This window comes from Parviterribacter multiflagellatus, from assembly GCF_056863265.1.
The window spans coordinates 178,309-204,472 of the sequence record NZ_JBXPIZ010000011.1 but is presented as its reverse complement, the minus strand read 5'-3'; the positions used below and the strand labels follow the sequence as shown (position 1 = coordinate 204,472).

The following is a 26,164-nucleotide window of genomic DNA, read 5'->3' as shown; positions in this document are numbered from 1 at the left end:
AGTAGGAATACCACGTTTCTCCATCACGCGTGCGATGCCGCACATGAAGCGGCACGGTTGTGACCAGGTTGTGAACTGCGGTCACGAGCGGGTGACGAGCCGCCGAGTACCTGCGCGTGACACCCCTCCCCCTCGAACGCGACGTGCTGAGCCTGTCCGCTCCGGCCGTCGTCCTGCCGGCCGCGCTTCCCTGTCCCGACGTGGAACTCGTGTTCGCCGAGCGTCCGGAGCTGTCCTCCGTGGTCGTCGAGCTGGACGACGACCGGTTCCACGTCCTCACTCGCCGCCGGCTGAGCCTCGAGATGGCCGGGCGGCTGGGGTACGGGCGGGCGCTGTACGCGAACCAGACGGTCGGCTCGCTCATCCGCGACGAGGCGTCGCCGGTGCTCGACGCGACGACCGGGCTCGTGGAGGCGGGGCGGCGGGCGCTCGCGCGGCCCGCGGGCCGCCGCTACGACGACCTGCTCGTGCGGACCGCCGACGGCCGGCTGCGGACGATCGTCGTCGTCGACCTGCTGCAGGAGCTGGCGGGGCTGCACGAGCACCGCGCCGCGCACGACGAGCTGACCGGGCTGCTCAACCGCGCCGGGTTCGTCGACGAGGTGACCGCCGCGTACGACGGCGCCGCGCCGGTCGGCGCCGTGCTGTTCGTCGACCTCGACGACTTCAAGGCGGTCAACGACAGCCTCGGGCATCCCGCGGGCGACGTGCTCCTGCAGGACGTCGCGGGCCGCCTGAAGGACGCGTTCCGCACCGAGGACGTCGTCGCGCGGCTCGGCGGAGACGAGTTCGCCGTGCTCCTGCGCACGGCCACGCCCGAGACCGCGGAGCGCGCCGCCGACCGCGCGCTCCTCGCGCTCGCGCACCCGGTCGTCGTCGGCGCCGAGACGGTCCGCATCGGCGCCAGCGTCGGCATCGCGCTCGCGCACGACGCGGGCGACGCCGACGAGCTGCTGCGCAACGCCGACCTCGCGATGTACGACGCCAAGCAGTGCGGCAAGGGCCGGCCGGCGGCCTACCGCTCGGCGCTGCACGACCGGGCCCGCGCCCGGCTGGAGCTGCGCAGCGACCTGCCCGGCGCGATCGAACGCGGCGAGCTGCGCGTCCACTACCAGCCGGTCGTCGAGCTGGCGGGCGGCGGCGTCCGCGGCGTCGAGGCGCTGGTGCGGTGGGAGCACCCGCACCGCGGCCTGATCCCGCCGCTCGACTTCCTCCCGCTCGCCGAGCAGTCCGGCGCGATCATCGAGCTGGGCGCGTGGGTGCTCGACCAGGCGTGCGCGCAGGTCGCCGCGTGGGCCGACCGGGAGCTCGACCTCGCCGTCAACGTGTCGGTCGTCCAGCTCGAGGAGCCGGGCTTCGCGCAGCGCGTCTTGGAGATCACCGCCCGCCACGGCCTGCCGGTGGAGCGGCTCACGCTGGAGATCACCGAGTCCGCGTTCACACGCGAGACCGCGCTCGTCCTCGCGACGCTCGAGGAGCTGGCGGCCGCCGGGGTGACGCTCGCGATCGACGACTTCGGCACCGGCTACTCGTCGTTCAGCCGGCTCGACCGCCTGCCCGTCGGGATGCTGAAGATCGACCGCTCGTTCACCGCCCGCGCGACCCCGACGTCGAGCGGCGTCCTGCGCGGGCTCCTCGGGCTGGCCGAGGCGCTCGGGCTGCAGGTCCTGGTCGAGGGCGTCGAGACGAACGAGCAGGCGGCGCTCGTCAGTGCGCTCGGCGGGCGACTCGCACAGGGCTACCTGTTCTCGAAGCCGCTCCCGCCGGACGCGCTGAAGGCGATGCTCGCCGCGCCGCTCCCTACGTGAACTGCGCGCGCATGGCCGGGTCGACGTGCTCGGCCAGCTCGGGGTGGCGCTTGATGTAGGCGGCGGCGAACGGGCAGGTCGGGATCACCGTCTTGCCCTGCGCCTTCAGGTCGGCGAGCGCGCCGCGGACGAGCTCGCCGCCGAGGCCCTGCCCCTCGAAGCGGCCGTCGACCTCGGTGTGGGCGAGGATCACGCTGGCGCCTCCGGGGAGGAGGTCGATCCAGCCGGCGAGCTCGCCGTCGACGGCGAGCTCGTACCGGTTGCGGTCAGGATGGTGGGTGACGGTGCGGGGCACCGTCCCACTATGGCGCGCGCCGGACGGCGCGCCTCAGACGTCCCCGCGCGTCGTCCCGCCGTGCTCGCTCGCCTGCTTCTCGGCCTCCTCGCGGCCCGGGTGGTCGGGCGGGAGGTCGTGGGGCGTGATCTCGTCGTGCGCCTCGGGCGTGTCGCCCAGCGGGGTCTCGTCGTCGGGGGTCGCGGGCCCGAGCGGCTCGGAGTGCTTCCCGTCGTGCCGCGACTCGCGCTCATCGGGGTCAGGTGCCATACCGGGACACCTGCCCCGTCAGCGCCCCGTCCACACCGGTGCGCGCTTCTCGACGAAGGCCATGACGCCTTCGCGGACGTCCTCGGAGACCATGATCACGTTGCGCGCCTCGTCGCTGCGCCGCCAGGCGACGTCGTCGGGCATCCCGGTCGCCTCGAGCATCACCGCGCGCGACTCGCGCACGGCCAGTGGGGCGTTGACCGCGATCCGCTCGGCCAGCGCGAGCGCGCCGTCGAGCGCCTGGCCGGGGTCGGCGAGCACGTTGACGAGGCCGTGCCGGTGCGCGGCCTGGGCGTCGATCGGGTCGCCGGTCAGGGCCAGCTCCATCGCGACGTTCGCGGGCAGGCGGCGGCCGAGCCGGAACAGGCCGCCCGCCGCGGCGATGAGGCCGCGCTTGACCTCCGGGATGCCGAACGTGGCGCTGGTCGACGCGACGACGAGGTCGCAGGAGAGCACGAGCTCGGTGCCGCCCGCGAGCGCCGGCCCGTCGACCGCCGCGATGAGCGGCTTGGTGCGCTCGCGCTTGACCAGGCCGCCGAACCCACCGCGCTCCGTCGACAGCTCCGCCGCGCGCCCCGCGCCGATCGCCTTCAGGTCCGCGCCCGCGCAGAACACCGGCGGCGTACCGGTGAGGATCGCGACGCGCACGTCGTCCTCGGCCTCCACCCGGTCGATCGCGGCCTCGATGCCGGACGCGACCTCCGGCGAGACCGCGTTGCGCGCCTCGGGGCGGTCGATCGTGATGACGGCGCAGTGGCCGCGCAGCTCGTACTGAACGCTCATCCGCTTATCGTCCCGCAGATGGACTTCGAGCCGACCGCGCGCAGCAAGGACTTCGCGGAGCGCCTGACGGCGTTCATGGACGAGAAGGTCTACCCGGCCGAGAGCGTGTACGAGGAGCAGCTCGCCGCGTCCGGCGACCCGCACTTCGACCCGCCGGTGATGGAGGAGCTGAAGGAGGAGGCGCGGCGGCGCGGGCTGTGGAACCTGTTCCACCCCGACCCCGAGTACGGGCCGGGGCTGTCGAACGCCGAGTACGCGCCGCTGGCCGAGATCACCGGCCGCTCGTTCATCGCGCCGGAGGCGGTCAACTGCAACGCGCCCGACACGGGGAACATGGAGGTGCTGACGGAGTTCGGCACCGAGGCGCAGAAGGAGCGGTGGCTGCGGCCGCTGCTCGACGGCGACATCCGCAGCGCGTTCGCCATGACCGAGCCGGACGTCGCGTCGTCGGACGCGCGCAACGTGCAGCTGTCGATCGTGCGCGACGGCGACGAGTACGTCCTCAACGGGCGCAAGTGGTGGATCACGGGCGCGATGCGGGAGCGGTGCCGGATCTTCATCGTCATGGGCAAGACGGATCCGGACGGGCCGCCGCATCGGCAGCAGTCGATGATCCTCGTGCCGCGCGACACGCCGGGGCTGACGATCAAGCGCGGTCTGCCGGTGTTCGGCTACGTCGACCAGGAGGGGCACGCGGAGCTGCAGTTCTCGGACGTCCGGGTGCCCGCGGAGAACCTCATCGCCGGCGAGGGCGACGGGTTCCTCATCTCGCAGGCGCGGCTCGGGCCGGGGCGCATCCACCACTGCATGCGGACGATCGGCGCGGCCGAGCGGGCGGTGGAGCTGATGTGCGCAAGGGCCTCGTCGCGGGTGACGTTCGGGGCGCCGGTCGCGACACGTTCGAACGTCCAGGACTGGATCGCGGAGGCGCGGATCGACCTGGAGATGATCCGCCTGCTGACGCTGAAGACCGCGTGGCTGATGGACACCGTCGGCAACAAGCACGCGCGGACGGAGATCGCGGCGATCAAGGTCGCGGCGCCGAACGTCGCGCTGAAGATCATCGACCGCGCGATGCAGGTCCACGGCGGCGGCGGGATGAGCGACGACTTCCCGCTCGCGCGGATGTACGCGCACGTGCGCACGCTGCGGCTGGCCGACGGGCCGGACGAGGTGCACAAGATGACGATCGCGCGGCGCGAGCTGAAGCCGTACGCCCAGGACTGACCGGAGCGTCTGCCAGATTGAGGAGCGTGACGCCGCCGCTGCCCTTCGACCCCATCGACGAGGCGCAGCGCCAGTGGCGGTCGCACTGGCCGGACGCGCCGGTGCCGGCGATGGCGGCGGTCACGTCGATCATGCGCGCGCAGCAGATCCTGCTCGCGCGCCTCAACGAGCTGCTGCGCCCGTTCGACCTGACGTTCCCGCGCTACGAGGCGCTGATGCTGCTGCACTTCTCGTCCGCGGGCGCGCTGCCGCTGGGCAAGATGGGCGAGCGCCTCCAGGTCCACCGCACGTCGGTCACGAACATCGTCGACGGCCTGGAGAAGCTCGGCTACGCGGAGCGCTCACCCCACGAGTCCGACCGCCGCTCGTCGCTCGCGACGATCACCCCGCGCGGCCGCGAGGTCGCGATCGCCGCCACCGAAGCGATGCACGACGCCGGCTTCGGCATGGCCCCGCTCGGCGACGACGACCTCGGGGCGCTCTACGCGGTCCTCCGCGAGCTGCGGCGGGGCGCGGACGACTTCACCTGACCACCGAGAACGTTTCCCTGCAGGGAACACGAGCGAGGTATCGTATCCCTGTAGGGACACGATGTCAGCTGCGCGCGCATACTCCCGCACCGTCCGCCACGCCTGCGAGCTGCTCGGCGCGCAGATCCGGCAGGGCCGCCTGGAACGCCGCTGGCCGATCCGCGAGCTGGCCGAGCGCGCCGGCGTGACCCCTCGGACCGTCGTCCGCGCCGAGAAGGGCGATCCGACCGTCGGGATCGGCATCTGCTTCGACCTCGCGGTCCTCTGTGGCGTCCCGCTGTTCGGCACCGACCGTGCAGGGCTCGAGCGTGAGCTGCTCAGGAGCCGCGACCGACTCACGCTGCTGCCGTCCGCCGCTCGCCCGCGCCCAGCAGAGGCCGACGATGACTTCTGACCCGATCGGCTCCGACCGCGCGTTCGTGTGGATCTGGCTTCCGGGTGCCGGCCAGCCCACGCTGTGCGGGCGTCTCGATCGGTTGGAGCCGGACGGGAGGATGGGGTTCCGGTACGCGCGCACGTACTTGGAGCGCGACGACGCGATCAGCGTCTATCTGCCTGAGCTCCCCCTCCGGCCAGGGCTGATCGAACCGGCCGCCGAGCTGTCGGCGCCCGGGTGCATCCTGGACGCGGGGCCGGATGCCTGGGGTCAGCGGATCATCCTCGACCGGCTCACCGGCCAGCACGGTCGCGGCGCGGATCCGGGCGGGCTCAACGCGTTGACGTACCTGCTCGCCGGCGACTCGGACCGGACCGGGAACCTGGACTTCACCTCCTCGTCGGAGGTGTACGTACCCCGGCGAGCGGGACAGGCGACCCTCGACGACCTGCGTCAGGCCACGGAGCGGATCGAGGCGGGGGAGATGATCCCGGCCCAGCTCGAGGACGCGTTGCTCCGGGGCACCTCCATCGGTGGCGCTCGGCCCAAGGCGCTGCTCGACGACGGCGAGCGGCGACTCATCGCCAAGTTCTCGTCGAGCAGCGACACCATGCCCGTGGTCCAAGCGGAGTACGTCGCGATGACGCTCGCCGCCCGCGCCGGGATCGCCGCCGCGCCGGTGGAGCTCGCCACGTCGGCGGGCAAGCGTGCGCTCCTCGTCGAGCGCTTCGATCGGATCCCGGGCACCGACCAGCGCCGAGCCATCGTGTCGGCGTTGACCATCCTCGGCCTCGGCGAGCTGATCGCGCGGTACGCCAGCTACGCCGAGCTGGCGCAGCACATCCGCGAGCGCTTCGCCGCGCCGCAGGCGAACCTGCGTGAGCTGTTCAGCCGGATCACCTTCAACGTCCTCGTCTCGAACATCGATGACCACGCCCGGAACCACGCGGCGTTCTGGGACGGAGAGCAGCTCACGCTCACGCCCGCCTACGACATCTGCCCGCAGCAGCGGACCGGGCACACCGCCGAGCAGGCCATGTTCATCGGGGACGAGCGCGACGGCTTCAAGGCGAGCGAGGTCGCCGGGTGCGTCGCGCGGGCGCGGCTGTACCAGCTGAGCGAGGGCGAGGCGGCGGAGATCGTCGACCATCAGATCGACACGATCGTCCAGGGCTGGCACGACGTCTGCGACGAGGCCGGGCTCACCGCCACCCAGCGGCGCGCGCTCTGGGGTCGTCAGTTCCTCAACCCCGGCAGCCTCGTCGACTGGCGCGAGCCGATCGCCGAGCCCACGCGCAGCTGAACCGGTCCGCGCCTACTTGAGCTTGGTGGCCGGCGCGTAGGGGATCCACACGTGGAAGGTCGTGCGGCCCGGCTCGGAGTCGACGGTGAGGGAGCCGCCGTGGCGGTCGACGACGATCTGGCGGGCCGTGGACAGGCCGAGGCCGGTCCCCTGGCCGACCTCCTTCGTCGTGAAGAAGGGGTCGAAGATCCGCTCCTTGACGTCGGCGGGGATGCCCGGGCCGTCGTCGCTCAGCTCGACCAGGACGCAGCCGCCGTCCTCGCGCGTGGTGATCGTGATCGTGCCCGTCTCGCCGAGGGCGGAGATGGCGTTGTCGATCAGGTTCGTCCACACCTGGTTGAGCTCGGAGCCCATGACCGTGACCTTCGGCAGCGACTTGTCGTAGTGGCGCTCCACCGCGATGCTCGTGTGCTTGAGCTTGTGGCCCATGACCTTGAGCGTCGTCTCGAGGCCCTCGTGGACGTCGGCCTCGACGAGCCCGCCGCGGTCCATGTACGCGTAGGACTTGATGGCGCCGACGAGGTCGGACATCCGCGCGGTCGACTCCTGCAGCTCGTCCGCCAGCCCGCGCACGGTGAGCGTCGCCGCGACCCACCCGAGCGCCGCGCCGGTCGCGTCGCCCGCCGCCGCAGCGACGCGGTCGACCCACGCGACGTCCACGCCTGCGGCCACGAGCGGCTCGACGAGCGTCCAGGGCTCGGGGACGCCGAGGTCCTCCATCCGGTCGAGCAGGTCGTCCTCGGCGTCCGCCGCCGCGAGCGCGTCGTGGACGTCCTGCGTCTCGGCGCTCGCGACCGCCTCCTGCTGCAGCTCGACGAGCACCGCCGCGTCCGCGCGCTCCATCCCCGCGTTGACGAACGAGGCCACCGCGCCGGTGACGACGTCGACCGCCTCGGCCATCTGCGCGGCCGCCCGCCGCGCCGCCGCCGCCGGGTTGTTGAGCTCGTGGGCGAGGCCGGCGGCCATCGTGCCGAGCGACGTGAGCCGCTCACGCCGGCCCTCGATGCCCGCGAGCGTCCGCGTGACGGGGCCGACGAGCTCCATGATCCGCGCGTGCACGGTCGGGTGCGCGAGCGTCAGGCGCGTGAAGTCCTCCCGCCCGATCGTCCCGACGCGGGCATCGCTCGCCGCGAGGATCCGCGCGTCGACCGCGGTGCCGGTGAGGGCGGCGACCGCGCCCATGAAGCCCGGCGCCTCCATCCGGCCGATCATCTCGACGTTCTCGCCCTGCACGACCATCGTCTGCGCCGTGCCCTCCATCAGGAGGTAGACGTCGGACGGCTCGCCCTGCTCGACCAGCACCGTCCCGGCGGCCACGTCGCGCACGTGCACGACCTCCGCCCACGGCGCCAGCTGCTCCTCCGTCAACGTCCGGAAGAGCGTGAACGGCAGCAGCTCGCGCGGCTCGGGGTGCACCGGGGTCACGCCTCGGCCAGGTACTCGTGGATGAGCGAGACGGCCATCGAGCCCTCGCCGACCGCGCTCGCGACGCGCTTGATCGAGCGGGACCGCACGTCGCCCGCGACGAACACGCCGGGGACGGACGTCTCGAGCGAGAACGGGTCGCGCTTGAGCGGCCAGCCGTCGCTCTTGGCGTCGAGGCCGGAGAGCACGAAGCCGTGGTCGTCGCGCGCGACGACGCCGTCGAGCCAGTCGGTCCGCGGCGCCGCGCCGATGAAGACGAAGCACGCGTCGGCGTCCAGGCGCGCCTCGGTCCCGTCGCCGTCGCGCACGGTCAGGCAGCGCAGGTGGCCCTCGCGGCCTTCGGCCTGGGTCGCCGTCCAGCCCGTGCGCACGTCGATGTTCGGCCGGTCGGCGATCTGCTCGATGAGGTACTGCGACATCGACTTCGCCAGCGGCGAGCGGGTGAGCATCGTGACCTGCCGCGCGTAGCCGCTGAAGTAGACGGCGGCCTGGCCGGCGGAGTTCGCGCCGCCGATCACCACGACGTGCTGGTCGGTGCACGAGCGCGCCTCGGTCAGCGCCGCGCCGTAGTAGATGCCGGCGCCGGTCAGCTCGGCGAAGCCGGGCACCTGGAGCTGGTTGTAGGAGACGCCCGACGCGACGAGCACGGAGGTGGCGGAGAGCGTGGTGCCGCCGCTCAGCTCGACCAGCCGGCCGGCGCCCTCGACGCGCAGCTTGACCGCGTCCTGGACGGTGAGCAGCTCGGCGCCGAGGCGGCGCGCCTGGTCGGTCGAGCGGCGTGCGAGGTCGGAGCCCGACAGGCCCATCGGGAAGCCGAGGTAGTTCTCGATGCGGCTGCTCATGCCCGCCTGGCCGCCGGGCGCCTCGCGCTCGACCATCAGCGTGCGCAGCCCCTCGGACGCGCCGTAGACCGCTGCGGCCAGGCCGGCGGGGCCGCCGCCGACGATGACGAGGTCGTAGTGGTCCTGGGTCGGCTGGCTCGCCACGCCGAGGCGCTCGGCCAGCTCCAGGACGCTCGGGCGGTCGAGCACGCCGCCGTCCTCCAGCAGGACGACCGGCAGCCGCTCGCGGTCCAGCCCGACGACGTCGAGCAGCTCGCGCGCCTCGCCGTCGCGCTCAACGTCGAGCCACCGGGCGGGCACGCGGTTGCGGGCGAGGAAGTCGCGCAGGTCGTGCGACTCCTTGGAGAAGCGGTGGCCGATCACGCGGACGCCGCCGGCCTCCAGCGCGGCGCCGGACTCCCAGGTGGTGAGGAGGTCCTCGACGATCGGGAAGAGCTGCTCCTCCGGCGGGTCCCACGGCTTGAGGAGGTAGTAGTCGAGCGCGACGTCGTTGATCGCGGAGATCGCCGCCTCGGTGTCGGCGTAGGCGGTCAGGAGCACGCGCTTGGCGTCGGGGACGAGCTTGCGCGCCTCGACGAGGTAGTCGGTGCCGGACATGCCGGGCATGCGCTGGTCGGCGATGAGGAGCGCGACCTGGTCGCCGCGCGTGCGGAGCTCCTTGAGCAGGTCGAGCGCCTGCTGCCCGGAGCCGGCGCGGAGGATGCGGTACCGCTCGCCGAACCCGCGCCGCAGATCACGGGCGACGGCGGCCAGGACGGCCGGCTCGTCGTCGACGGCGAGGATCGCGGGGCGGCGTTCGCGTTCGGGGGTGGTGGCTGCCATGCGCGAGCCACTGTTCCACACGTGTCCAGCGACGGCGCGCGCGTGGCGCGCGTGCGCACGTGCGGGGGCGGGGGTTGCGCGACGCGCAAGGATGGAGGCATGCCGCGTTGCACGCACCTCGACCACGTCCACGTCACCGAGCTCCCCGAGTCCATCGCCGGCTGCGAGGAGTGCCTCGCGTCCGGCGGCAAGTGGCTCCACCTGCGCATCTGCCTCGAGTGCGGCCACGTCGGGTGCTGCGACGACTCCCCCAACAAGCACGCCACCGCCCACGCGCGCTCCACCGACCACCCCATCGTCCGCTCCGTCGAGCCCGGCGAGCAGTGGTCGTGGTGCTACGTCGATGAGGCCGGCTTCATCCTCGACACCGTCCACGGCGCGCCGCGCATCCCGCCGTCGCCGCTGGCGCAGGAGTGGGGCATGGCCTGACGGCGCTCCGGGGGTGGTTGTCCCGAGCGGGACAACGTCAGGTCGATCGCCGGCTCGTGAGCCGGAGTTGTCCCGAGCGGGACAGTACGCGTTGTCATCGGGCCGTGGGGCTGGGTATTGTCCCGAGCGGGAAAATGACGACCGAGTTCGAGACCCCCGAGGAGCTGGGCACGGCGCTGCGCCGGACACGGCAGGCGCGCGACCTGCGGCTGGAGGACGTCGCCGCGGCGGCCGGCGTGGGCGTCCGCTTCCTGAGCGAGCTCGAGCGCGGCAAGGAGACCGCCCGGCTCGCAGAGACGCTCCGCGTCGTGCAGGCCCTCGGCCTGTCGCTCTGGCTGGACGATCCGCTTGGCTGACCGCGCGCTCGACGTGTGGTGCTTCGGCGCGCGCGCCGGGCAGCTCGTCGACGGGCAGGACGCGCTGTCGTTCGCGTACGCAGAGCCGTGGGTCGCGGCCGGCCACCCGCCGCTCTCGCAGGCGCTCCCGCTCACCGGCGACTTCGCCCCGGAGGCGGTCGCGGCGTTCTTCGGCGGGCTCCTCCCGGAGGGCACGCCGCGCGAGACGCTCGCGCGGCAGCTCGGCGTCAGCGCGAACAACGACTTCAGCCTGCTCGCCGCGATCGGCGGGGACACCGCAGGCGCCGTGAGTCTCACCGAGCCCGGCGCAGGGCCGCCCGGCGGCGACGGCGACGTCGAGTGGCTCACCGACGAGGAGCTCGCCCGCGAGATCGAGGAGCTCCCGCAGCGGCCGATGCACGCGGACGAGGACGGCGAGTACCGGCTGTCGCTCGCCGGCGCGCAGGACAAGCTGCCGGTCGTCGTCGGCGCCGACGGGCGCGTCGGCCTGACGACCGGCCGCACGCCCTCGACGCACGTCATGAAGACGCCGATCGCACGCCTCGACGACACGGTCGTCAACGAGGCGATGTGCCTCGACGTCGGGCGGCGGCTCGGCATGGCCGTCGTCGACGCGACCCCGCGCGCGGCGGCCGGGCGGGAGTGCCTGCTCGTCCGCCGGTACGACCGCGCGACGGCGGACGACGGCGCGGTCACGCGACTCCACCAGGAGGACTTCTGCCAGGCGCTCGGGGTGCCCACCGCGCGCAAGTACGAGGCCGAGGGCGGGCCGTCGCTCCCGGACTGCTTCGCCCTGCTGCGCCGGGCGAGCGCGGTGCCCGCCCGCGAGACGCTCGCGCTGCTGGACTCGGTGGCGCTGAGCTTCCTCGTCGGCAACCACGACGCGCATGCGAAGAACTTCTCGCTCCTGTACGCGCCCGGAAGCGCGCGCGCCGCGCCGCACTGGCGCCGGCCTACGACGTCCTGTGCACTGCCGCGTACTGGAAGACGCACAAGCTGACGCGCAAGATGGCGATGCGCATCGGGACGGAGTACCGGCCCGACTACGTGCGCGCGCGGCACCTCGACCGGCTCCTCTCCGACGCCGGGCTCGGCGCCGCCGCGGCGAAGCGGCGCCTGCGCGGGCTGGCGGCGCGGGCGCCCGACGCCGCACGGGACGCGCGTCAGGCGCTCGCGGACGGCGGGTGGGATCGACCGGTGCTCACGCGGGTCGTCGAGGCCGTCGACCAGCGTGCCGAGTGGCTCGCCGCGGCCGCCGCACCCGGTCCGCGCACGCGCTAGGCGGCCGGCAGCTCGGGGACCGCTGCCCGCAGGCGCTGCGTGTAGGGGTGCTGCGGGTCGTCGAGGAGCTGCGCGGTCTCTCCCGCCTCGACGACCTCGCCGTCGGCCAGGACGATCGACCGCTCGCAGAGCCGGTCGACGACCGCGAGGTTGTGCGAGATGAGGACGTAGGCGAGCTGGCGCTCGTCGCGGAGCCGCTCGATCAGCTCGAGGATGCGCGCCTGCACCGTGACGTCGAGCGCGGACGTCGGCTCGTCGAGGACGAGCAGGCGCGGCTCGACCGCCAGCGCCCGCGCGATGACCGCCCGCTGGCGCTGGCCGCCCGAGAGCTGGTGCGGGTAGCGGTCCGCGAGCGCCGGGTCGAGCCCGACCTCCTCCATCAGCCGCGCCACGCGCGCCGGCCGCTCGGCCTTCGCGACGATCTTGTGCGCACCAAGCCCCTCCCCGATCGACGCACCCACGCGCATGCGCGGGTTGAGCGCCTCCGAGCCGTCCTGCGCGACGATCTGCACCTGGCGGCGGAACGCCTTCAGCGCGTCCCCGCGCAGCCCCGGCACGGACGCGCCGTCGAACGTCACCGACCCGGAGGACGGCGCCACGAGCCCGAGCACCGCCCGTGCGATCGTCGTCTTGCCCGCGCCGGACTCGCCGATCAGCCCCAGGCCGAACGGCCCGGCCGGCACGTCGAAGGACACGTCGCGCACGACGGCGCGGTCGCCGTAGGTGACGGTGAGGCCGGTCACGGAGAGGAGCGTCATGCCGCGCTCCTCCGACGCGTGCCGCCGATGACGGGCACGGCGGCCACGAGCTCGCGCGTGTACTCGGACGACGGCGCGGTGAGCACCTCGCGCGTCGGGCCCTGCTCGACCACCTCACCGGAGCGCATCACGACGAGCCGGTCGGCGTACCGGCCGAGCACCGCGAGGTCGTGGGAGACGAGCAGGATCGCCGTGCCGTGCTCCTCGCGCAGGCGGTTCAGCGTCTCCAGCACCTCGGCCTGCACCGTCACGTCGAGCGCGCTCGTCGGCTCGTCGGCGAGCAGCACCTCCGCGCGCATCGCGACGGCCAGCGCGATCGCGAACCGCTGCGCCTGCCCGCCGGACACCTGGTGCGGGTAGCGGCGCAGCAGCTCGCTGTCGAGCCGCACGTCCGCCAGCGCCGCGGCGCAGCGGGCGTCGGCGTCGGCCTTCTCGATGCCGTGCGTCGCCAGCGTGCGCTCCATCAGCTTGCCCAGCCGCATCGTGGGGTTCAGCGAGCCGCGCGGCGACTGGAGCACCATCGCGATCCGCCGCCCGCGCAGGTCGAGCAGCTCCTTCTCGGGGAGCCCGAGCAGCTCGCGGCCGCCGAGCGTGATCGAGCCGCTCACCGTCGCGCCGAGCGCCGGCGCGAGGCCGAGGATCGCCATCGACGTCATCGACTTGCCCGAGCCGCTCTCGCCCGCCAGTCCGACGAGCTCGCCGGCCGCGAGGTCGAGCGCGGGCACCGAGGCGACGACGCGCTCGCCGAACGCCACGCGGAGGTTGCGGACGGCGATCACCGCGCCGCCACCTTCCGCGGATCGAGCACGGTGCGCAGCCCGTCGCCGAGCAGGTTGAACGCGAGCGCCATGATCACGATCGCGACACCCGGCGCGACCGGGAACCACCAGTTCGTCGCCAGCAGCCCCTGGCCCTGCGACACCATCAGGCCCCACTCGGCCGTCGGGTCCTGCGCGCCGAGGCCGAGGAACGACAGCGCGGCGGCGGTGATGATGATGCCGCCGACGTCCAGCGACGCCTGCACGAGCACCGGCGTGGTCGCGTTGGGGAGCACGTGCCGCGCGAGGATGCGCCGCTGCGAGACGCCCAGCGCCCGCGCGGCCTCGACGTACCCGCGGTCGCGGATCGCCACCGCGCTGCCCCGCGCGAGCCGCGCGTACCACGGCCACCACGTCACGGCGATCGCGATCGTCGCGTTCCCCACGCTCGGGGTCAGCACCGCCGCCAGCGCGAGCGACAGCAGCAGCGCCGGGAAGGCGAGGAAGATGTCGGTGACGCGCATGATCACGTCGTCGACCCAGCCGCCGACGTAGCCGGCGATCAGGCCGAGCGGCACGCCGATCGCCACCGCGAGCAGCAGCACCGACGCCGCGATGCGCAACGACGTCCGCGCCCCGTAGAGCACGCGCGTCAGCACGTCGCGGCCGAGCTGGTCGGTGCCGAGCAGGTGCGTCGACGAGGGGTGCGCGAGCGCGTTCTCGGGGTGCGTCGCCGAGCCGGCGTCGGCGGGATGCGGCGCGATGACGGGCGCGAAGAGGGCGATGAGGATCAGCAGGAGGGCGAGCGCCGCCCCGACCGCGGCGAAGCGGTTGCCCCGCACCGCCGCGAGGAGGCGGCGGCCGCGCGGGGCGGCGGCGACGGGCTCGACGGGGACGGCGCTCATCGCAGCGAGATCCGGGGATCGAGCCACGCCTGGACCAGGTCGACGGCGAGGTTGACGACGACGTAGACGATCCCGATGAAGACCGTCACGCCGATGATGGCCGGCACGTCGAGCGCGCGGATCGACGCCACCGCGTACGAGCCGAGCCCCGGCCAGTTGTAGATCGACTCGACGAGGAACGTGTTCACCAGCGCGTACGCGAACACGAGCGCGACGATCGACACGACGGGGTTGAGCGCCGGCCGCAGCGCGAGGCGCCCGACGATCACCCGCTCGGAGAAGCCCAGCGCCCGCGCCATCCGGACGTGGTCCTCGCCCAGCTCCTGCAGCAGCGACGCGCGCGTCATCTGCGCGATCACGCCCGTCGGGTAGGCGGCGACCGCCAGGCACGGCAGCACGAGGTGGTGCAGCGCGCTCCCCAGCATCGCCCAGTTGCCGGTGATGAGCGCGTCGACCACCGTCATGTTCGTGAAGACCGTGAGCGGGTGCGTGTAGTCCAGCTCCGGGTCGTACTCGCCGGCCACCGGGAAGAGGTCGAGCTGGCGGAAGAGGATCAGCTGGAGGAGCAGCGCCAGCAGGAACGTCGGCGCGCTCACCAGCAGCATCGAGCCGACCCGCACCGTCCCGTCGATCCACCCGCCACGGCGCGCCGCGAGCACGCCGAGCGGGACGCCGACCAGGATCGCCAGCAGCAGCGCGGCGCCGACCAGCTCGAGCGTCGGCGGGATGACGCGGCCGAGGTCCTCCAGCACGGGCTGCTTGGTGTGCAGCGCCGTGCCCCAGTCCCCGGTCACGATCCCGACCGCGTAGTCGCCGAGCTGCGCGAGCGCCGGCTTGTCGAGGCCCAGCTCCTCCCGCACCGCCTCCAGCTCCTCGGCCCCCGCGCGCGGTCCGGCGTAGGCGACCGCCGGGTCGCCCGGCACCAGCCGGGCGACCGCGAACGTGAGGACGACGACGCCCGCCAGCACGACGAGCGACTGGAGCAGGCGGCGGAGGACGAACCGGGCCATCGGTCGATCAGCCCTTGCGCGTCAGCCCGTGGACGAAGACGACGTTCGCGTAGGCCGGGTTGTCGACGTAGCCGTCGAACTCGTCGCGGTACGCCCGCTGGTACTGCTGGACGCCGAGGAACATGCCGGCCGCCTGGTCGACGATCCGCTTCTGCGCCGCCTTGTACGCCGCGTCGGCCGCCGTGCGGTCGGTCGCGGTCAGCTCCTGGAGGCCGTCGATCTCCTTGTCGAGCGTCGCGTCCTTCAGGTAGCTCATGTTGAAGTACGGCGGGTCGGCGCTGTGCCAGACCGACGTGAACCAGGAGAACGGGTCGGCGTAGTCCGGGAACCAGTACATCGCGAAGATGTCCTGGCGCTTGGACGGGTCCTTCGCCTTGCCGCGGTTCCACTGGCTCGTCCACTCCAGCGGCGACACCTTCAGGTCGACGTTGAGCGGCGTCAGCTTGCTCTTGAGCAGCGAGGCGAACAGCGCCAGGTCGTCGTCGCCCGCCGCGTGCGTGAGCGTCAGCGTGAGCTTCTTGCCGCCGGGGCCGTAGCCGGCCTCCTGCAAGAGCGCCTCGGCCTTCGCCAGGTCCTGCTTCTGCGTCAGCGCCGGGTCGTAGCCGAGCAGCCCCTCGGGGATCGTGCCCGACGCACGCACCTGGCTGCCCTTCAGCGCGGAGATGTAGCCGTCGTAGTCCATCGCGGCCACGACGGCCTGGCGGAGCTCGAGGTCCTTCAGCGGCCCGGACTCGGTGTTGAGGAACCCGATCAGGTTCTGGAACGACGGCGCCTCGGAGGTCACGATGCCGTCCTGCGCCTTGACCTGCCCGAGCAGCTGCGGCGTGAGGCGCTGCACGAACGTCGCGTCGCCGGACTCGAGCAGCTGCGCGGCGGTGGTGTCCTGCGGCACCGCGCGGAAGACGACGCGGGTGTACTTCGCGCCCTCCCAGCCGCCCCAGTAGCCGTCGAACTTCTTCAGGCGCAGCTCGACCTCCTGGCCCTTGTTCCACTGGTCGAGCTGGTACGGGCCGGTGCCCGCCTCGTTGCCCTCCTCGAACCACTTCGCGCTCGCCTTCTTGCCCTTCGGCGCGGCGGAGACGTCGTAGATGTAGGCGGCGTACGCGGACGACGCGATGAGGTCGAGCGGCGCGGCGTACTTGAGCTTGAAGACGAGCGTGCGGTCGTCCGGCGTCGCGATCGAGTCGACCGCGCCCCAGATGTAGGCGGCGCCCTCGTTGATGTCGATCGTACGCTCGATCGCGGCCTTGGCGGCCTTCGCGTCGAGGGCCTTGCCGGTGTGGAACGTGACGCCCTCGCGGAGGGTGAACGTCCACGTCTTGCCGTCCTCGGACGACTCCCACTTCTCGGCGAGCAGCGGCTCGGCCTTCTCCGTCTGCTGGTTCCAGCGGACGAGCTGCTCATAGATGTTGTTCATGGCCGTGACCTCGTTGGAGTACGAGGACGCCGGGTCCCAGCCGACCATGATCGTGTTGTTGTCGACGTAGGTGAACGTCGCGTCGCCCGAGGTGCCCGCGGCGGGCGTGCCGCCGTCGCCGCTCGCGCTGGCGGGCTCGCGCTTCTCGCCGCATCCGGCGGCGGCGAGCGCGGCCACCGCGGCCAGCACTCCGATCCTGCTCGTCAGTCTCAACGCTGCTCCTCTTCCTACGGACCGCCTACAGGCGGCTCAGCGGCCCCACGGCCTTGACTCGGAGGCGGACGGTGGGCTCCGTCAGGTACGCCAACGGGACCTCCTCCAGCTCCACGATCTCGATCGACCCGACGTCCGCGCCGGCCTCGACGGCCCGCTGGCGCGCACGCTCCTGCGCCTGCTCCAGGACCGCCTCGCGGTCCGGCCCGACCTTCACGACCTCCTCCCAGCGACCGCTCACCTGCGCGATCGCGGCCCCCACGGCGTTCGCGACGTCGTGGTGGTCGGGACGGAGGACCTCCGACACGCCGGGCAGCGTGTCCGGGACGAGGAAGCTGCCGCCGCCGACGACGACCAGCGGCTGGTCGGCGCGGGCCGTCTTGGCCCGGTCGACCGCGCCGGCGATGACGCCGTCGGCGATGGCCATGGCCCGCGCGAGCGCGTCGCCGTGGCCGTTCACCCGCGCCCCGTCGCCGACCGTCCCGCGGCCGCCGTGGACGGCCGCGTCGGTGAGCGTCGGGACGTCGCCGCCGAAGACGAGCGCGCGGTCGGGCAGCGCGTAGCCGACCGACTGCGGTCCGACCGTCGCGCCGCCGGGGCCGACGATCGAGCCGCCGCCGATGGCGACCGCGACGACGTCGGGCATGCGGAAGTTCGTGCGGATGCCGCCGATCTCGACCGCCGCGGCCGACTCGCGCGGGAAGCCGTTGACGAGCACGCCGACGTCGGTCGAGGTGCCGCCGACGTCGGCCACGAGCGCGTCGCTGACGTTCGCCAGGAACGCCGCGCCACGGATCGAGTTGGCCGGGCCGGAGCCGATCGTCAGGACCGGGTGGCGGACCGCGTAGTCGAGCGACATCAGCGTGCCGTCGTTCTGCGCGAACAGCACGGCGGCGCCCTCCAGGCCGTGCGCGGCCAGCGCGGAGTCGAGCGCGTGGGCGACGTCGCGGGCGACGCCGGTGAGCGTCGCGTTGAGCACGGTCGCGTTCTCGCGCTCGATCAGGCCGAGCGTGCCGATGTCGTGGCTGAGCGACACGTCCACGTCGCCGAGGACCTCGCGGGCGAGGGCGCCGGCCTCCAGCTCGTGCTCCGGCGTCGCGGGCGCGAACGCGGACGTGATCGCCACCGCGTCGACCTGGCCGGCGAGCGGCGCGAGGAAGCGCGTGATCGCCTCGCGGTCGAGCGGCGCCATCTCGCGCCCGTCCAGCTCGTGCCCGCCGCCGACGATCGCCTCGCCGGCGCTGACCGCCGCGCGCAGGTCGGCGGGCCAGTCGAGCAGCGGGCGGACGGCCATCGTCGCGGGCGCGGCGAGGCGCAGGACGGCGACCCGGTGGAGGTTGCGGCGCTCCAGCACGGCGTTCGTCGCGTGCGTCGTGCCGAGCATGACGTGCGAGACGCGCGCGGGATCGACGCTCCCCGCGGCCAGCACCTGGCCGATCGCCGCGGTGACGCCGCCGGTGACGTCCGCGGTCGTCGGGGCCTTCGTCTTGGCGACGAGCCGGTCGCTCGCGTCGAGCACCACCGCGTCGGTGTGGGTACCGCCGACGTCGATGCCGAGGCGCAGGTCAGGCATGCAGCGCCTCCACCCGGACGTAGTCGAAGTCGTAGCCGAACGCGCCCGGGCCGACGGTCTCCAGGCCGCGCGGCGTCCGCCAGATCGGGTCGCAGGGGAACGCGAGCACGCTGACCCGGCGGCCGTAGCGCAGCAGCTCGGTCGGGACCGCGTCGCCGGTCTGGGTGTCGACGACCGTGATCAGGTCGGGCACGCACGCGACGACCTCGCCGTCCTCGAACGCGGCCAGGTTCTCGTTCTGGATCTCCAGCCGCAGCAGCCGGCCGGCCTGCGCGCCGACGCCCTCGATCGCCACGCTGCCGCGCACGAAGCCGCCGCGCGTGGTGCGCTCGACGTCGACGATCTTGCCGGTGAGCAGGCGGTACGCGCCGAGCTCGTCGACCAGCGCGTCGACCGGCTCGCGCAACGCGTCCTCCAGCGCGCGGCCGATCGCGATGGCCCGCGAGACGCTGCCCTCGACGACCGCGCCGGGAACTTGCTGGACGTCAAGCAGGTAGTCGGCCATCAGCGCGGTGCCGCCGAACGCGACCGTGATCGAGCGCGCGATGCGCTCGGCCCACGGCCCGCTCGTGGCGCGCAGCGTGACGACGTTCCCGCCCGCGTCGGTGACGACGATCGCGTCGGGCTCGATCCCTGCCACGTGCTGGGAGACCATGTGGACCTCGGGGAACGCGCGGCCCATCGAGTCCGCGTCGAGCAGCGGGACGCCGAGCTTGGCGGCGAACGCGACCGGCTCCACGCCGTTCGAGCCGCCGATCTCGGACGCCATGATCGCGACGACCTCCTTGCCGAGCTTCTGCTCGACGTGGTCGCGCAGCCGCACGGGCTCGGCGCCGTTGGGGAGCTTCTCGAGTGCCACGGTCGGCGCGCCGACCGCGCCGAGCGGCATGACGATGCCGTGATCGGGCAGCTCGTCGACCGTGATGAGCGGCACCGGCCCGAGCTCCTCCAGCGCCTGCCGCGCGATGAGGTGGCCGACGTACGAGTCGCCGCCTCCGCCCGTGCCGAGGATCGCGCAGCCGCGGGCCAGCGCGGGCACGTGCTCGACGGTGACGTGGGTGATGCGGTCGGCCATCGGGTCGCGCCTAGACCTCGTCGCCGAACGCGTGCGGGTAGTCGGCGCGCGCCTGCGCCTCGGACACGTAGCCCTCGCGGACGTCGCGGCGCACGGCCTCGGGGTCGCGCTCGGCCGGCGGGCCGTAGCCGCCTCCGCCGCCGGTGTGCAGGTGCACGCGCGAGCCCTTCGGGACGGCGAGCCGGGTGGCCTTGGAGTGCCAGGTCGCCTCGCCGTCGGGGCGGACGAGCTGCATCGCGTTCGCGCGCCCCTCCTGGCCGCCCTCCAGGCCCCACGGGGCGTTCTTCGTCCGCTCCAGCGCGGACGTCAGCCACATGTCCTCGAGCGTGAGGAACGTGAAGTCGACGCCCAGGCCGCCGCGGTAGCGGCCCGCGCCGCCGGAGTCCTGCGCCAGCTCGACGCGCTCGAGCAGCCACGGCGTCTTGGCCTCCCACACCTCGGTCGAGGTGAAGCGCGTGGCCGCCTCGGAGATGTGCATGAGCGACGAGCCGCCGTCGCCGCGCGCGTGCGCGCCCTGGCCGATCGGGTGCGGGGAGCCGTCGGTCCACGGCTCGCCGGTCGCCTCGCGGTTGCCCCACCAGACGAGCGCGCAGATGTCGCCGCCGCTCGACGCCGGGACCGCGTCGGGCATCGCCTCGGCGATCGCCTGGTAGATCGCCTCGATCGCCTGGTCGCCGGCCCAGCCGTAGAGGAAGCACGGCGCGGGCGGCTCGGGGTGGAAGAGCGTGCCGGGCCGCGTGACGACCTCGATCGCGCGGAAGTGGCCCTCGTTGGGCGCCTCGCCGCCGCCGGCCAGCATCGTGATCGCGATGCGGCTCGCGCTCACGGTCGACGGCACCGGGCAGTTGATCGGGCCGGTCTGCTCGGGCGGCGCGCCGGAGTAGTCGAGCCGGACGGTGTCGCCCTGGACCTCGACGACGACCTCGAACGGGACCGGGTCGTCGCTGATGCCGTCCGAGTCCATCTCGCCGCGGCCGACGTAGCGCCCGTCGGGGAGCTTGGTGAACCAGTCCCGGACCACCGCCTCGCCGTGGTCGTACATGCGCGCGACGCACTCGCGGAACGTCTCCAGCCCGTAGCGCTCGACGACGCGGGTGAGCGCCGCGGCGCCGGTGCGCACGCCGACGACCAACGCGTTGATGTCGCCCGCGACCATCTTCGGGACGCGCGAGTTCGCGGTCGCCATGCGGAAGATGTCGGAGACCAGGCGGCCGCGCGAGAAGAGCTTGACGCCGGGGAAGATCGTCCCCTCCTGGAACACGTCGACCGTGTCGGTGGAGTACGGGTCCTTGCCGCCGATGTCGAGCCAGTGCGCCTTGATCGCCGCGTAGCCGATGAGCTCCTCGTCGTCGAGGAAGATCGGCATGACCGTCGCGGCGTCCTGCGGGTGCGAGCCCGTGCCGTAGGGGACGTTGTAGAGGATGATGTCGCCCGGCTCGAGCGCCTCGGGCCCGCCGACCGCCTCGACCGCGCCCTCGACGCAGAAGCTCATCGTGCCGAGGAAGACCGGCAGCGTGGGCGCCTGCGCGAGCAGCGCCATGTCCTTGTCGTAGAGCGCCGCGGCGAAGTCGAGCACCTCGTAGATCACCGGCGAGAACGACGTCCGCACCAGCGAGCGCTTCATCTGGTCGGCGGCCGCGTTGAGCCCCTGGCGGACGATCTCGGTGGTGATCGGGTCCGCGTCGGCGACGCCGGTCGACGCGCCGACGCCGGCGCGGTGCACGACGGTCAGGTCGCTGCTCATGCGAGCTCCCTCCGCTCCAGGATCAGGTGGCCGGTGTCGTGGGCGCGTGCGGCCCAGCCGGCGTCGAGGTACGTGGTGGTCGTCGGCTCGCGGACGATCGCCGGGCCCGCGACGGTGTCGCCGGGCGCGATCGTGGCGCGGTCGACGACCGCGAACTCCGTGCGCTCCTGCCGCGTGAACGACCATGCGCTCGTGGTCTGCGCGGCGGTGCCGTCGGGGGCGGGCGCGGCCGGGGCGGCCTCCCCGCGCTCGAGCGGCGTCGTCGCGACGAGGCGGAACGTGACGACCTCGACGGCCTCCTCGATCGTCGCCCCGAACACCCGCGCGTAGGTCGAGGTGAACAGGTCGGCGAGCGCGAGCGCGTCGTCGGTCAGCAGCTCGCCGGTCATCGCGGGGGCCGTGACCGTCAGCGTGTGCTCCTGCCCGACGTAGCGGACGTCGAGGTGGACCTCGAGCTGGCGCGCCTCGCTGTCGCCGCCGCGCGCGTCGATCTCGGCCAGCAGCTCCGCCACCAGCGGGCGCGCGGCGCGCAGGTCCTCGGGGGTGAGCGGCGTGAGCTTCGTCCGGCTCGCGGTGCGCGCGAGGTCGACGCCGAGCAGGCCGTACGCGGAGAACGCGCCGGCGTGGTTGGGGACGACGATCGTGGCCGCGCCGAGCTCGTCGGCGAGCAGCGTGCCGAACAGCGCGCCCGCGCCGCCGAACGCGACGATCGCCCCGGCGCGCGGGTCGCGGCCCTGCTCGACGGTGATCGAGCGGATGGCCTCCGCCATGTGGTTCGCGGCGATCTGGACGACGCCGCGCGCGACGTCCTCGACCGTCCCGAAGGAGAGCTGCTCCGCCAGCGGCTCGAACGCGGCCGTGGCCCGGCCGAGGTCGAGGCTGACGGAGCCCGCGATGTCGCCCGCGGGAAGCATGCCGAGCACGAGCATCGCGTCGGTGGTGGTCGGTTCGGCGCCGCCGCGTCCGTAGCACGCGGGACCGGGGTTGGAGCCCGCCGAGCGCGGCCCGACGCGGAGCAGGCGGCCCGCGTCGACGTGGGCGATCGAGCCGCCGCCGGCGCCGATCGAGCGGACGTCGACCCACGGCGTCTGCACCGGCAGGCCGATGATCTCGCCCTCGTAGAGCACCGGCGGGACGCCGTCCACGATCAGGCAGGTGTCGAAGCTCGTGCCGCCGACGTCGGCGGCGATGACCTCGTCGAGCCCCAGCTCCCGGGCGAGCGTCGCACACGCCGCGACGCCGGCGACCGGGCCGGAGATGATCGTCTCGAACGGCCGGTCCATCGCCTCGTCGAAGGCCATCGCGCCGCCGCCGCTGCGGGTGACGAACGAGCGGCCGCCGAACCCCCGCTCGCCCAGCGCGCTGCGCAGGCGGGCGAGGTAGCCGCCCATGCGGCGGCGGACGAACGCGTCGATGACGGTCGTCGACGTGCGCTCGTACTCGCGGTACTCGCCGGAGACGCGGTGCGAGACGGAGATCTCGCCGGTGAACCCGTGCTCGCGCAGCAGCCGCTCGGCCTCCTGCTCGTGCGCCGGGTTCGCGTAGGCGTTCATGAACGCGATGGCCACCGCGTCGACGCCCGCCTCGGCGAACGCGTGCGCGGCGGCCTTCACGTCCCCGTGGGACAGCGGCTCGTGCTCCGACCCGTCGGCGCGCATGCGGCCGGCGACGGGCAGGCGGAGGGAGCGCGGCACGAGCGGCGCCGGCCCGCTCCAGAAGAGGTCGTACGGATCGTCGCGGTCGCCGCGGCGGATCTCGAGGATGTCGCGGAAGCCCTTCGTGGCGAGCAGGCCGACGACCGCGCCGCGCCGCTCGAGCAGCGCGTTGAGGCCGACCGTCGTCCCGTGCACGAAGTCGCGCGCCGTCCCGAGCCCGTCGGTGAGCGTGCCGTCCACGGCGGCGAGGACGCCGCGCTCGGGCGCCTCGGGCGTCGTCAGCTCCTTGCCCACGACCACGGTCCCCGTGGCCTCGTCGCTGACGATGAGGTCGGTGAAGGTGCCGCCGACGTCGACGCCGATCCGCAGGTTCATGGCGGGGCACCCTAGGCGGCGACATCGCGTTCACATCACGGGCTTGGCGCACAGGAGTTCCACTTACGCCTGTGCGCGCAGCACAATGAGCGGCGCCGATGACCACGGTCGACCAGCTGCTCCAGACCCCCGAAGGCCGCGACCTGATGCTGGTCGCCGGGCCGTGGGAGGCGCGGGCGGCCGAGCACGTCGCGATCGTCGACTCGATCGAGGAGCTGCGCGACGTCGCGCCGGCTTCGGTCGCGCTGCTCACCCGGCATGCCTCGTCGCTGGCCAACGGCTACCGGCTCGACATCGCGCTGCGCACGGCCGGCGACCGCGAGCTGGCGGCGATCGCGGTGTACGGCGAGGGCACCACGTCGCCGACCGCGATCCGGCTCGCGAACCGTGGCCGCGTCGCGCTCCTGTCGGTCGCGCACGGGCGGGACCTGTCGTCGCTCGCGTTCGGGCTGGAGCGGGCGATCCGCCAGGACGCGGGCGCCGTGCTGACGCGCGCCGTCGAGGCGATGGACCAGATCGCAGCGGCCGAGCGGCAGGGCAGCGACGCGGTGCTGGCGGCCGCCTCCGCTGCGCTGGGCGCGCCGCTCTCGCTCTCCTCCTCCCTGCCCGCCCCGCGCCCGTCCGGCGCCGCGCCCGCGCCGTTCGAGCGGGTGGTGGTCGACGGGCGGATCGAGGGCTACGTCGTCGCCGACGACACCGACGACGCGGCCACGCGGCTCACCGTGCGGCTGGCCGCGGAGGCGATCGGGCGGCTGCGGACCGCGCGGCGCCGGCGGGAGCGCGCCCCCGCCCGTGCGCGCGGCGCCGCCGTCGCGGCGCTCGTGGGAGCAGCGCCGCGCCGAGTTCCGGCCGCGGCCGAGCGCGCCCGCGAGCTGGGCGTCGCGGTCGACGGCGCGCACCTCGCGGCGCGGGTGGAGCTCGACGGCGCGCCGCCGCACGTGCTGCTGGAGCTCGAGGACGAGCTGGGCGACGTGCTCGGGCCGGCGTGGGAGCGGACGGCGCTGGACGGCGGGCTGCTGCTCGTCCACACCGAGCGGCCGACGCACGGCCCGTCGACCGCGGAGGAGGAGGCGCTCACCGGCGCCCATTCGGCCCTCGAGCTGGTGCGGCGCGGCTTCGCGGAGTACGTCGCCTACTGCGGCCTGAGCCGGCGCCTCGACGGGCCGGAGGGCCTGCGCGCAGGCGCGGGCGAGGCGCGCGCGTCGGCCCAGTCGGCGCGCGCGCTCGGGCAGCCGTTCACGCTCACGCCGTTCGCCGCGCTGGGGCTCCCGCGTCCGCTGCTCGACTGGCTCGCGTCCGACGGCGCGCAGCTGACGGTGGAGGAGTCGCTCGCCCCGCTCGACGCGCTCGGCCCCGAGCGCGCCGCCACCGCCGTCCGCACGCTCCAGGTCTTCCTCGACGAGCGCGGCTCGTTCGTCCGGACGGCCGAGCGCCTGCACCTGCACCGCAACGCGGTCGCCTACCGCATCAACCGCATCGTCGAGCAGCTCGGCGTCGACCTCGACGACCCGGACGTGCGCCTCACGCTCCAGCTCGCGTGCCGCGCCCGGACGTTGCGCGCGGCTTCGCCCGAGCCGGGCCGTACGTGACGCGCTGCTCGCCCGCGGCGAGCGGCTGCAGGGCGTCGTTGCCGGCGAAGCGGACGAGCACCCGGAGCGTGCCGCGCCCGCCGCGGCTCAGCGAGCGCGCGGAGCGGAAGGTGACGCTGCGCCGCCACGTGCAGGCGCGGTCGACGATCGCCGACCGCGCGGCGACGGTGCGCGCGCCCTGCTTGAACCGCACCTCGACGACGCCGCGGCAGCCGGCCTGGGCGTCGACGCCGGCAGGCAGCGCCAGGCGCCCGGAGAGCGTGTAGGTGAACGGCGCACGACGGTCGGCGCGCGAGCGCAGGCCCGCGGACAGGCCGGCCGGCGGCACGCGCGGCTGCGGCGCGGGCACGGCGGCCGGCGGCGTGGCAGGCGGGCCGGCAGGGACCTGCGGGCCGGCGGGAGCGGGCGTCTCGGGCGCCGGGGGCGTGGGCTCGGGCTCGGCGGCCGGGCCGCTGGTGATCGTCACCGCGGCGGGGGCGGACGTCACGACCGGGGCGGTGACGAGCGTCGCGGCCGCCTCGACGTAGCTCGCGCCGCCACCGCCGCCCGCGCCGTCGCCGCTGACGCCCCCGCCGCCTCCACCGCCGCCGTAGTACCCGGCTCCGCCTCCGCCACCGCCTGAGGAGCCGCCGCTCCCGCCGATGCCGAACCCGCCCGGCTGGCCGACCTGCCCGGCGATCGTCCCGCCGCCCGCGCCGCCGGCGGTCGGCGTGCCCGCGCCGCCCGGCTGGCCGGGGTAGCCCACCGGGGCGCTCGTGCCGGTCCCGCCGGCGTCCCCGCCGTTCCCCCGGGCGGTCGCACCGCCCCCACCGGCCGCGACGAGCCGGCGTGACGCCAGCGAGCCCGCACCGGCGGTCGCGCTGACCGTGCGCACGTCCGACGCGCCTCCGCCTCCCGCGGCGCCGTACGCCGCGCCCGTGCCGCCGCCGTTGGCCCCACCCGGCGCGTCGGCGTCGCCGCCGCCCGGGGCGCCGGGGCCGCCGACGTGCACGTAGAGGGTCTGCCCGGGCGTCACCGCCAGCCGGCCCGACACGGTCGCGCCGCGCCCGCCGACGCCGTAGTCGAGGCCGTCGCCGCCACGCGCGCCGGTCGCCGTCACGTCGACGTACGTCACGCCCGCGGGCACGACGTACGCGTGCTCGACGCCGGTGGCGCTGTAGGTCTCCGCCGTGGCGGGTGCCGCGCCGCCGGCGAGCGCCGCCACCAGCGCTGCCGCGGCGGCCGCGCGCCGCACGGTGCCGTTCGTGTCCATCGTCATCGTTCTCCGGGTCCGTCGCAGGTCGGCGCGAAACGGTACGGGGCCGTCCTGGAGGCCGTCGCGCCGGGTGGACGGACCTCGCACCGGGAACGGGGTTAGGGCGACCTC

Annotated in this window: 25 protein-coding genes; 10 read left to right on the top strand and 15 right to left on the bottom strand. The window is 74.2% G+C overall.

Features of this window, described 5'->3' with window-relative positions:
• The first annotated feature begins 116 nt into the window (after positions 1-116).
• Complete coding sequence (locus tag AC1UE5_RS23130; protein ID WP_482928049.1) at positions 117-1,808, top strand: putative bifunctional diguanylate cyclase/phosphodiesterase; 1,692 nt, start codon at positions 117-119, stop codon at positions 1,806-1,808.
• Here the strand turns inward: AC1UE5_RS23130 and AC1UE5_RS23125 are convergent.
• From AC1UE5_RS23125 to AC1UE5_RS23115, 3 genes are read right to left on the bottom strand one after another with little or no spacing between them, the layout of a single operon-like run.
• The gene (locus tag AC1UE5_RS23125) at positions 1,801-2,103 is read right to left on the bottom strand and encodes a GNAT family N-acetyltransferase (RefSeq protein WP_482928047.1); all 303 of its coding nucleotides are present in this window, start codon (positions 2,101-2,103) and stop codon (positions 1,801-1,803) included. The genes AC1UE5_RS23130 and AC1UE5_RS23125 overlap by 8 nt on opposite strands.
• A gap of 33 nt (positions 2,104-2,136) precedes the next feature.
• Entirely contained in the window at positions 2,137-2,352 is a 216-nt protein-coding gene (locus AC1UE5_RS23120; RefSeq protein WP_482928045.1) for a hypothetical protein, read from the bottom strand.
• Between the two features lie 18 nt (positions 2,353-2,370).
• On the bottom strand, positions 2,371-3,135 hold the full coding sequence (locus AC1UE5_RS23115; protein ID WP_482928043.1) for a crotonase/enoyl-CoA hydratase family protein: 765 nt from the start codon (positions 3,133-3,135) through the stop codon (positions 2,371-2,373).
• Positions 3,136-3,153: 18 nt separating this feature from the next.
• On the opposite strand from AC1UE5_RS23115, the gene AC1UE5_RS23110 reads away from it, so the two are divergent.
• The 4 genes from AC1UE5_RS23110 to AC1UE5_RS23095 all read left to right on the top strand — a co-directional run bounded on the left by AC1UE5_RS23110 (position 3,154) and on the right by AC1UE5_RS23095 (position 6,571).
• Positions 3,154-4,362, top strand: coding sequence for an acyl-CoA dehydrogenase family protein (locus tag AC1UE5_RS23110; RefSeq protein WP_482928041.1), 1,209 nt, complete (start codon positions 3,154-3,156; stop codon positions 4,360-4,362).
• 26 nt (positions 4,363-4,388) lie between these two features.
• Positions 4,389-4,892 (top strand): MarR family winged helix-turn-helix transcriptional regulator, encoded by a 504-nt coding sequence (locus AC1UE5_RS23105; protein WP_482928039.1) that lies wholly within the window; start codon positions 4,389-4,391, stop codon positions 4,890-4,892.
• Positions 4,893-4,953: 61 nt separating this feature from the next.
• Positions 4,954-5,286: a helix-turn-helix transcriptional regulator gene (locus tag AC1UE5_RS23100; protein WP_482928037.1), complete on the top strand. Its 333-nt coding sequence runs from the start codon at positions 4,954-4,956 to the stop codon at positions 5,284-5,286.
• Positions 5,276-6,571: a type II toxin-antitoxin system HipA family toxin gene (locus AC1UE5_RS23095; protein WP_482928034.1), complete on the top strand. Its 1,296-nt coding sequence runs from the start codon at positions 5,276-5,278 to the stop codon at positions 6,569-6,571. The genes AC1UE5_RS23100 and AC1UE5_RS23095 overlap by 11 nt, the downstream gene beginning before the upstream one ends.
• A 12-nt stretch (positions 6,572-6,583) precedes the next feature.
• Here AC1UE5_RS23095 and AC1UE5_RS23090 read toward each other — a convergent pair whose 3' ends face one another.
• Both AC1UE5_RS23090 and AC1UE5_RS23085 read right to left on the bottom strand, forming a co-directional pair.
• On the bottom strand, positions 6,584-7,996 hold the full coding sequence (locus AC1UE5_RS23090; RefSeq protein WP_482928032.1) for an ATP-binding protein: 1,413 nt from the start codon (positions 7,994-7,996) through the stop codon (positions 6,584-6,586).
• Positions 7,993-9,660, bottom strand: coding sequence for an NAD(P)/FAD-dependent oxidoreductase (locus AC1UE5_RS23085; protein WP_482928030.1), 1,668 nt, complete (start codon positions 9,658-9,660; stop codon positions 7,993-7,995). The genes AC1UE5_RS23090 and AC1UE5_RS23085 overlap by 4 nt, the downstream gene beginning before the upstream one ends.
• Before the next feature lie 99 nt (positions 9,661-9,759).
• Between AC1UE5_RS23085 and AC1UE5_RS23080 the strand changes: the two genes are divergently transcribed.
• The 4 genes from AC1UE5_RS23080 (at position 9,760) to AC1UE5_RS23065 (ending at position 11,726) form a co-directional block, all read left to right on the top strand.
• Complete coding sequence (locus AC1UE5_RS23080) at positions 9,760-10,089, top strand: UBP-type zinc finger domain-containing protein (protein ID WP_482928028.1); 330 nt, start codon at positions 9,760-9,762, stop codon at positions 10,087-10,089.
• 134 nt (positions 10,090-10,223) lie between these two features.
• Positions 10,224-10,445: a helix-turn-helix domain-containing protein gene (locus tag AC1UE5_RS23075; protein WP_482928026.1), complete on the top strand. Its 222-nt coding sequence runs from the start codon at positions 10,224-10,226 to the stop codon at positions 10,443-10,445.
• Complete coding sequence (locus AC1UE5_RS23070) at positions 10,438-11,445, top strand: HipA domain-containing protein (protein WP_482928024.1); 1,008 nt, start codon at positions 10,438-10,440, stop codon at positions 11,443-11,445. The genes AC1UE5_RS23075 and AC1UE5_RS23070 overlap by 8 nt, the downstream gene beginning before the upstream one ends.
• A gap of 8 nt (positions 11,446-11,453) precedes the next feature.
• Positions 11,454-11,726, top strand: coding sequence for a HipA domain-containing protein (locus AC1UE5_RS23065; protein WP_482928022.1), 273 nt, complete (start codon positions 11,454-11,456; stop codon positions 11,724-11,726).
• Here AC1UE5_RS23065 and AC1UE5_RS23060 read toward each other — a convergent pair.
• The 9 genes from AC1UE5_RS23060 to AC1UE5_RS23020 are packed head-to-tail and all read right to left on the bottom strand — an operon-like array spanning position 11,723 to position 23,209.
• Positions 11,723-12,484, bottom strand: coding sequence for an ABC transporter ATP-binding protein (locus tag AC1UE5_RS23060; RefSeq protein ID WP_482928020.1), 762 nt, complete (start codon positions 12,482-12,484; stop codon positions 11,723-11,725). The two genes, AC1UE5_RS23065 and AC1UE5_RS23060, sit on opposite strands and share 4 nt — an antisense overlap.
• Complete coding sequence (locus tag AC1UE5_RS23055; RefSeq protein ID WP_482928018.1) at positions 12,481-13,263, bottom strand: ABC transporter ATP-binding protein; 783 nt, start codon at positions 13,261-13,263, stop codon at positions 12,481-12,483. The genes AC1UE5_RS23060 and AC1UE5_RS23055 overlap by 4 nt, the downstream gene beginning before the upstream one ends.
• On the bottom strand, positions 13,260-14,147 hold the full coding sequence (locus AC1UE5_RS23050) for an ABC transporter permease (protein ID WP_482928016.1): 888 nt from the start codon (positions 14,145-14,147) through the stop codon (positions 13,260-13,262). The genes AC1UE5_RS23055 and AC1UE5_RS23050 overlap by 4 nt, the downstream gene beginning before the upstream one ends.
• Positions 14,144-15,157: an ABC transporter permease gene (locus tag AC1UE5_RS23045; RefSeq protein ID WP_482928014.1), complete on the bottom strand. Its 1,014-nt coding sequence runs from the start codon at positions 15,155-15,157 to the stop codon at positions 14,144-14,146. Before AC1UE5_RS23045 ends, AC1UE5_RS23050 begins: the two co-directional genes overlap by 4 nt.
• 7 nt (positions 15,158-15,164) lie before the next feature.
• Positions 15,165-16,787: an ABC transporter substrate-binding protein gene (locus AC1UE5_RS23040; RefSeq protein ID WP_482928012.1), complete on the bottom strand. Its 1,623-nt coding sequence runs from the start codon at positions 16,785-16,787 to the stop codon at positions 15,165-15,167.
• Positions 16,788-16,812: 25 nt separating this feature from the next.
• Positions 16,813-18,360, bottom strand: a complete 1,548-nt coding sequence (locus AC1UE5_RS23035; RefSeq protein ID WP_482928010.1) for a hydantoinase/oxoprolinase N-terminal domain-containing protein — start codon at positions 18,358-18,360, stop codon at positions 16,813-16,815.
• Positions 18,353-19,435 carry an S-methyl thiohydantoin desulfurase family protein gene (locus AC1UE5_RS23030; protein ID WP_482928008.1) on the bottom strand — a complete coding sequence of 361 codons (1,083 nt, stop codon included), beginning with the start codon at positions 19,433-19,435 and terminating at the stop codon, positions 18,353-18,355. Before AC1UE5_RS23030 ends, AC1UE5_RS23035 begins: the two co-directional genes overlap by 8 nt.
• 10 nt (positions 19,436-19,445) lie before the next feature.
• Positions 19,446-21,179 (bottom strand): hydantoinase B/oxoprolinase family protein, encoded by a 1,734-nt coding sequence (locus AC1UE5_RS23025; RefSeq protein WP_482928006.1) that lies wholly within the window; start codon positions 21,177-21,179, stop codon positions 19,446-19,448.
• On the bottom strand, positions 21,176-23,209 hold the full coding sequence (locus AC1UE5_RS23020) for a hydantoinase/oxoprolinase family protein (protein ID WP_482928004.1): 2,034 nt from the start codon (positions 23,207-23,209) through the stop codon (positions 21,176-21,178). Before AC1UE5_RS23020 ends, AC1UE5_RS23025 begins: the two co-directional genes overlap by 4 nt.
• A 98-nt stretch (positions 23,210-23,307) precedes the next feature.
• Between AC1UE5_RS23020 and AC1UE5_RS23015 the strand changes: the two genes are divergently transcribed.
• Entirely contained in the window at positions 23,308-24,798 is a 1,491-nt protein-coding gene (locus AC1UE5_RS23015) for a PucR family transcriptional regulator (RefSeq protein ID WP_482928002.1), read from the top strand.
• On the opposite strand, the gene AC1UE5_RS23010 is transcribed toward AC1UE5_RS23015, so the two are convergent.
• Entirely contained in the window at positions 24,731-26,056 is a 1,326-nt protein-coding gene (locus tag AC1UE5_RS23010) for a glycine-rich protein (RefSeq protein WP_482928000.1), read from the bottom strand. The genes AC1UE5_RS23015 and AC1UE5_RS23010 overlap by 68 nt on opposite strands.
• Positions 26,057-26,164 lie beyond the last annotated feature (108 nt).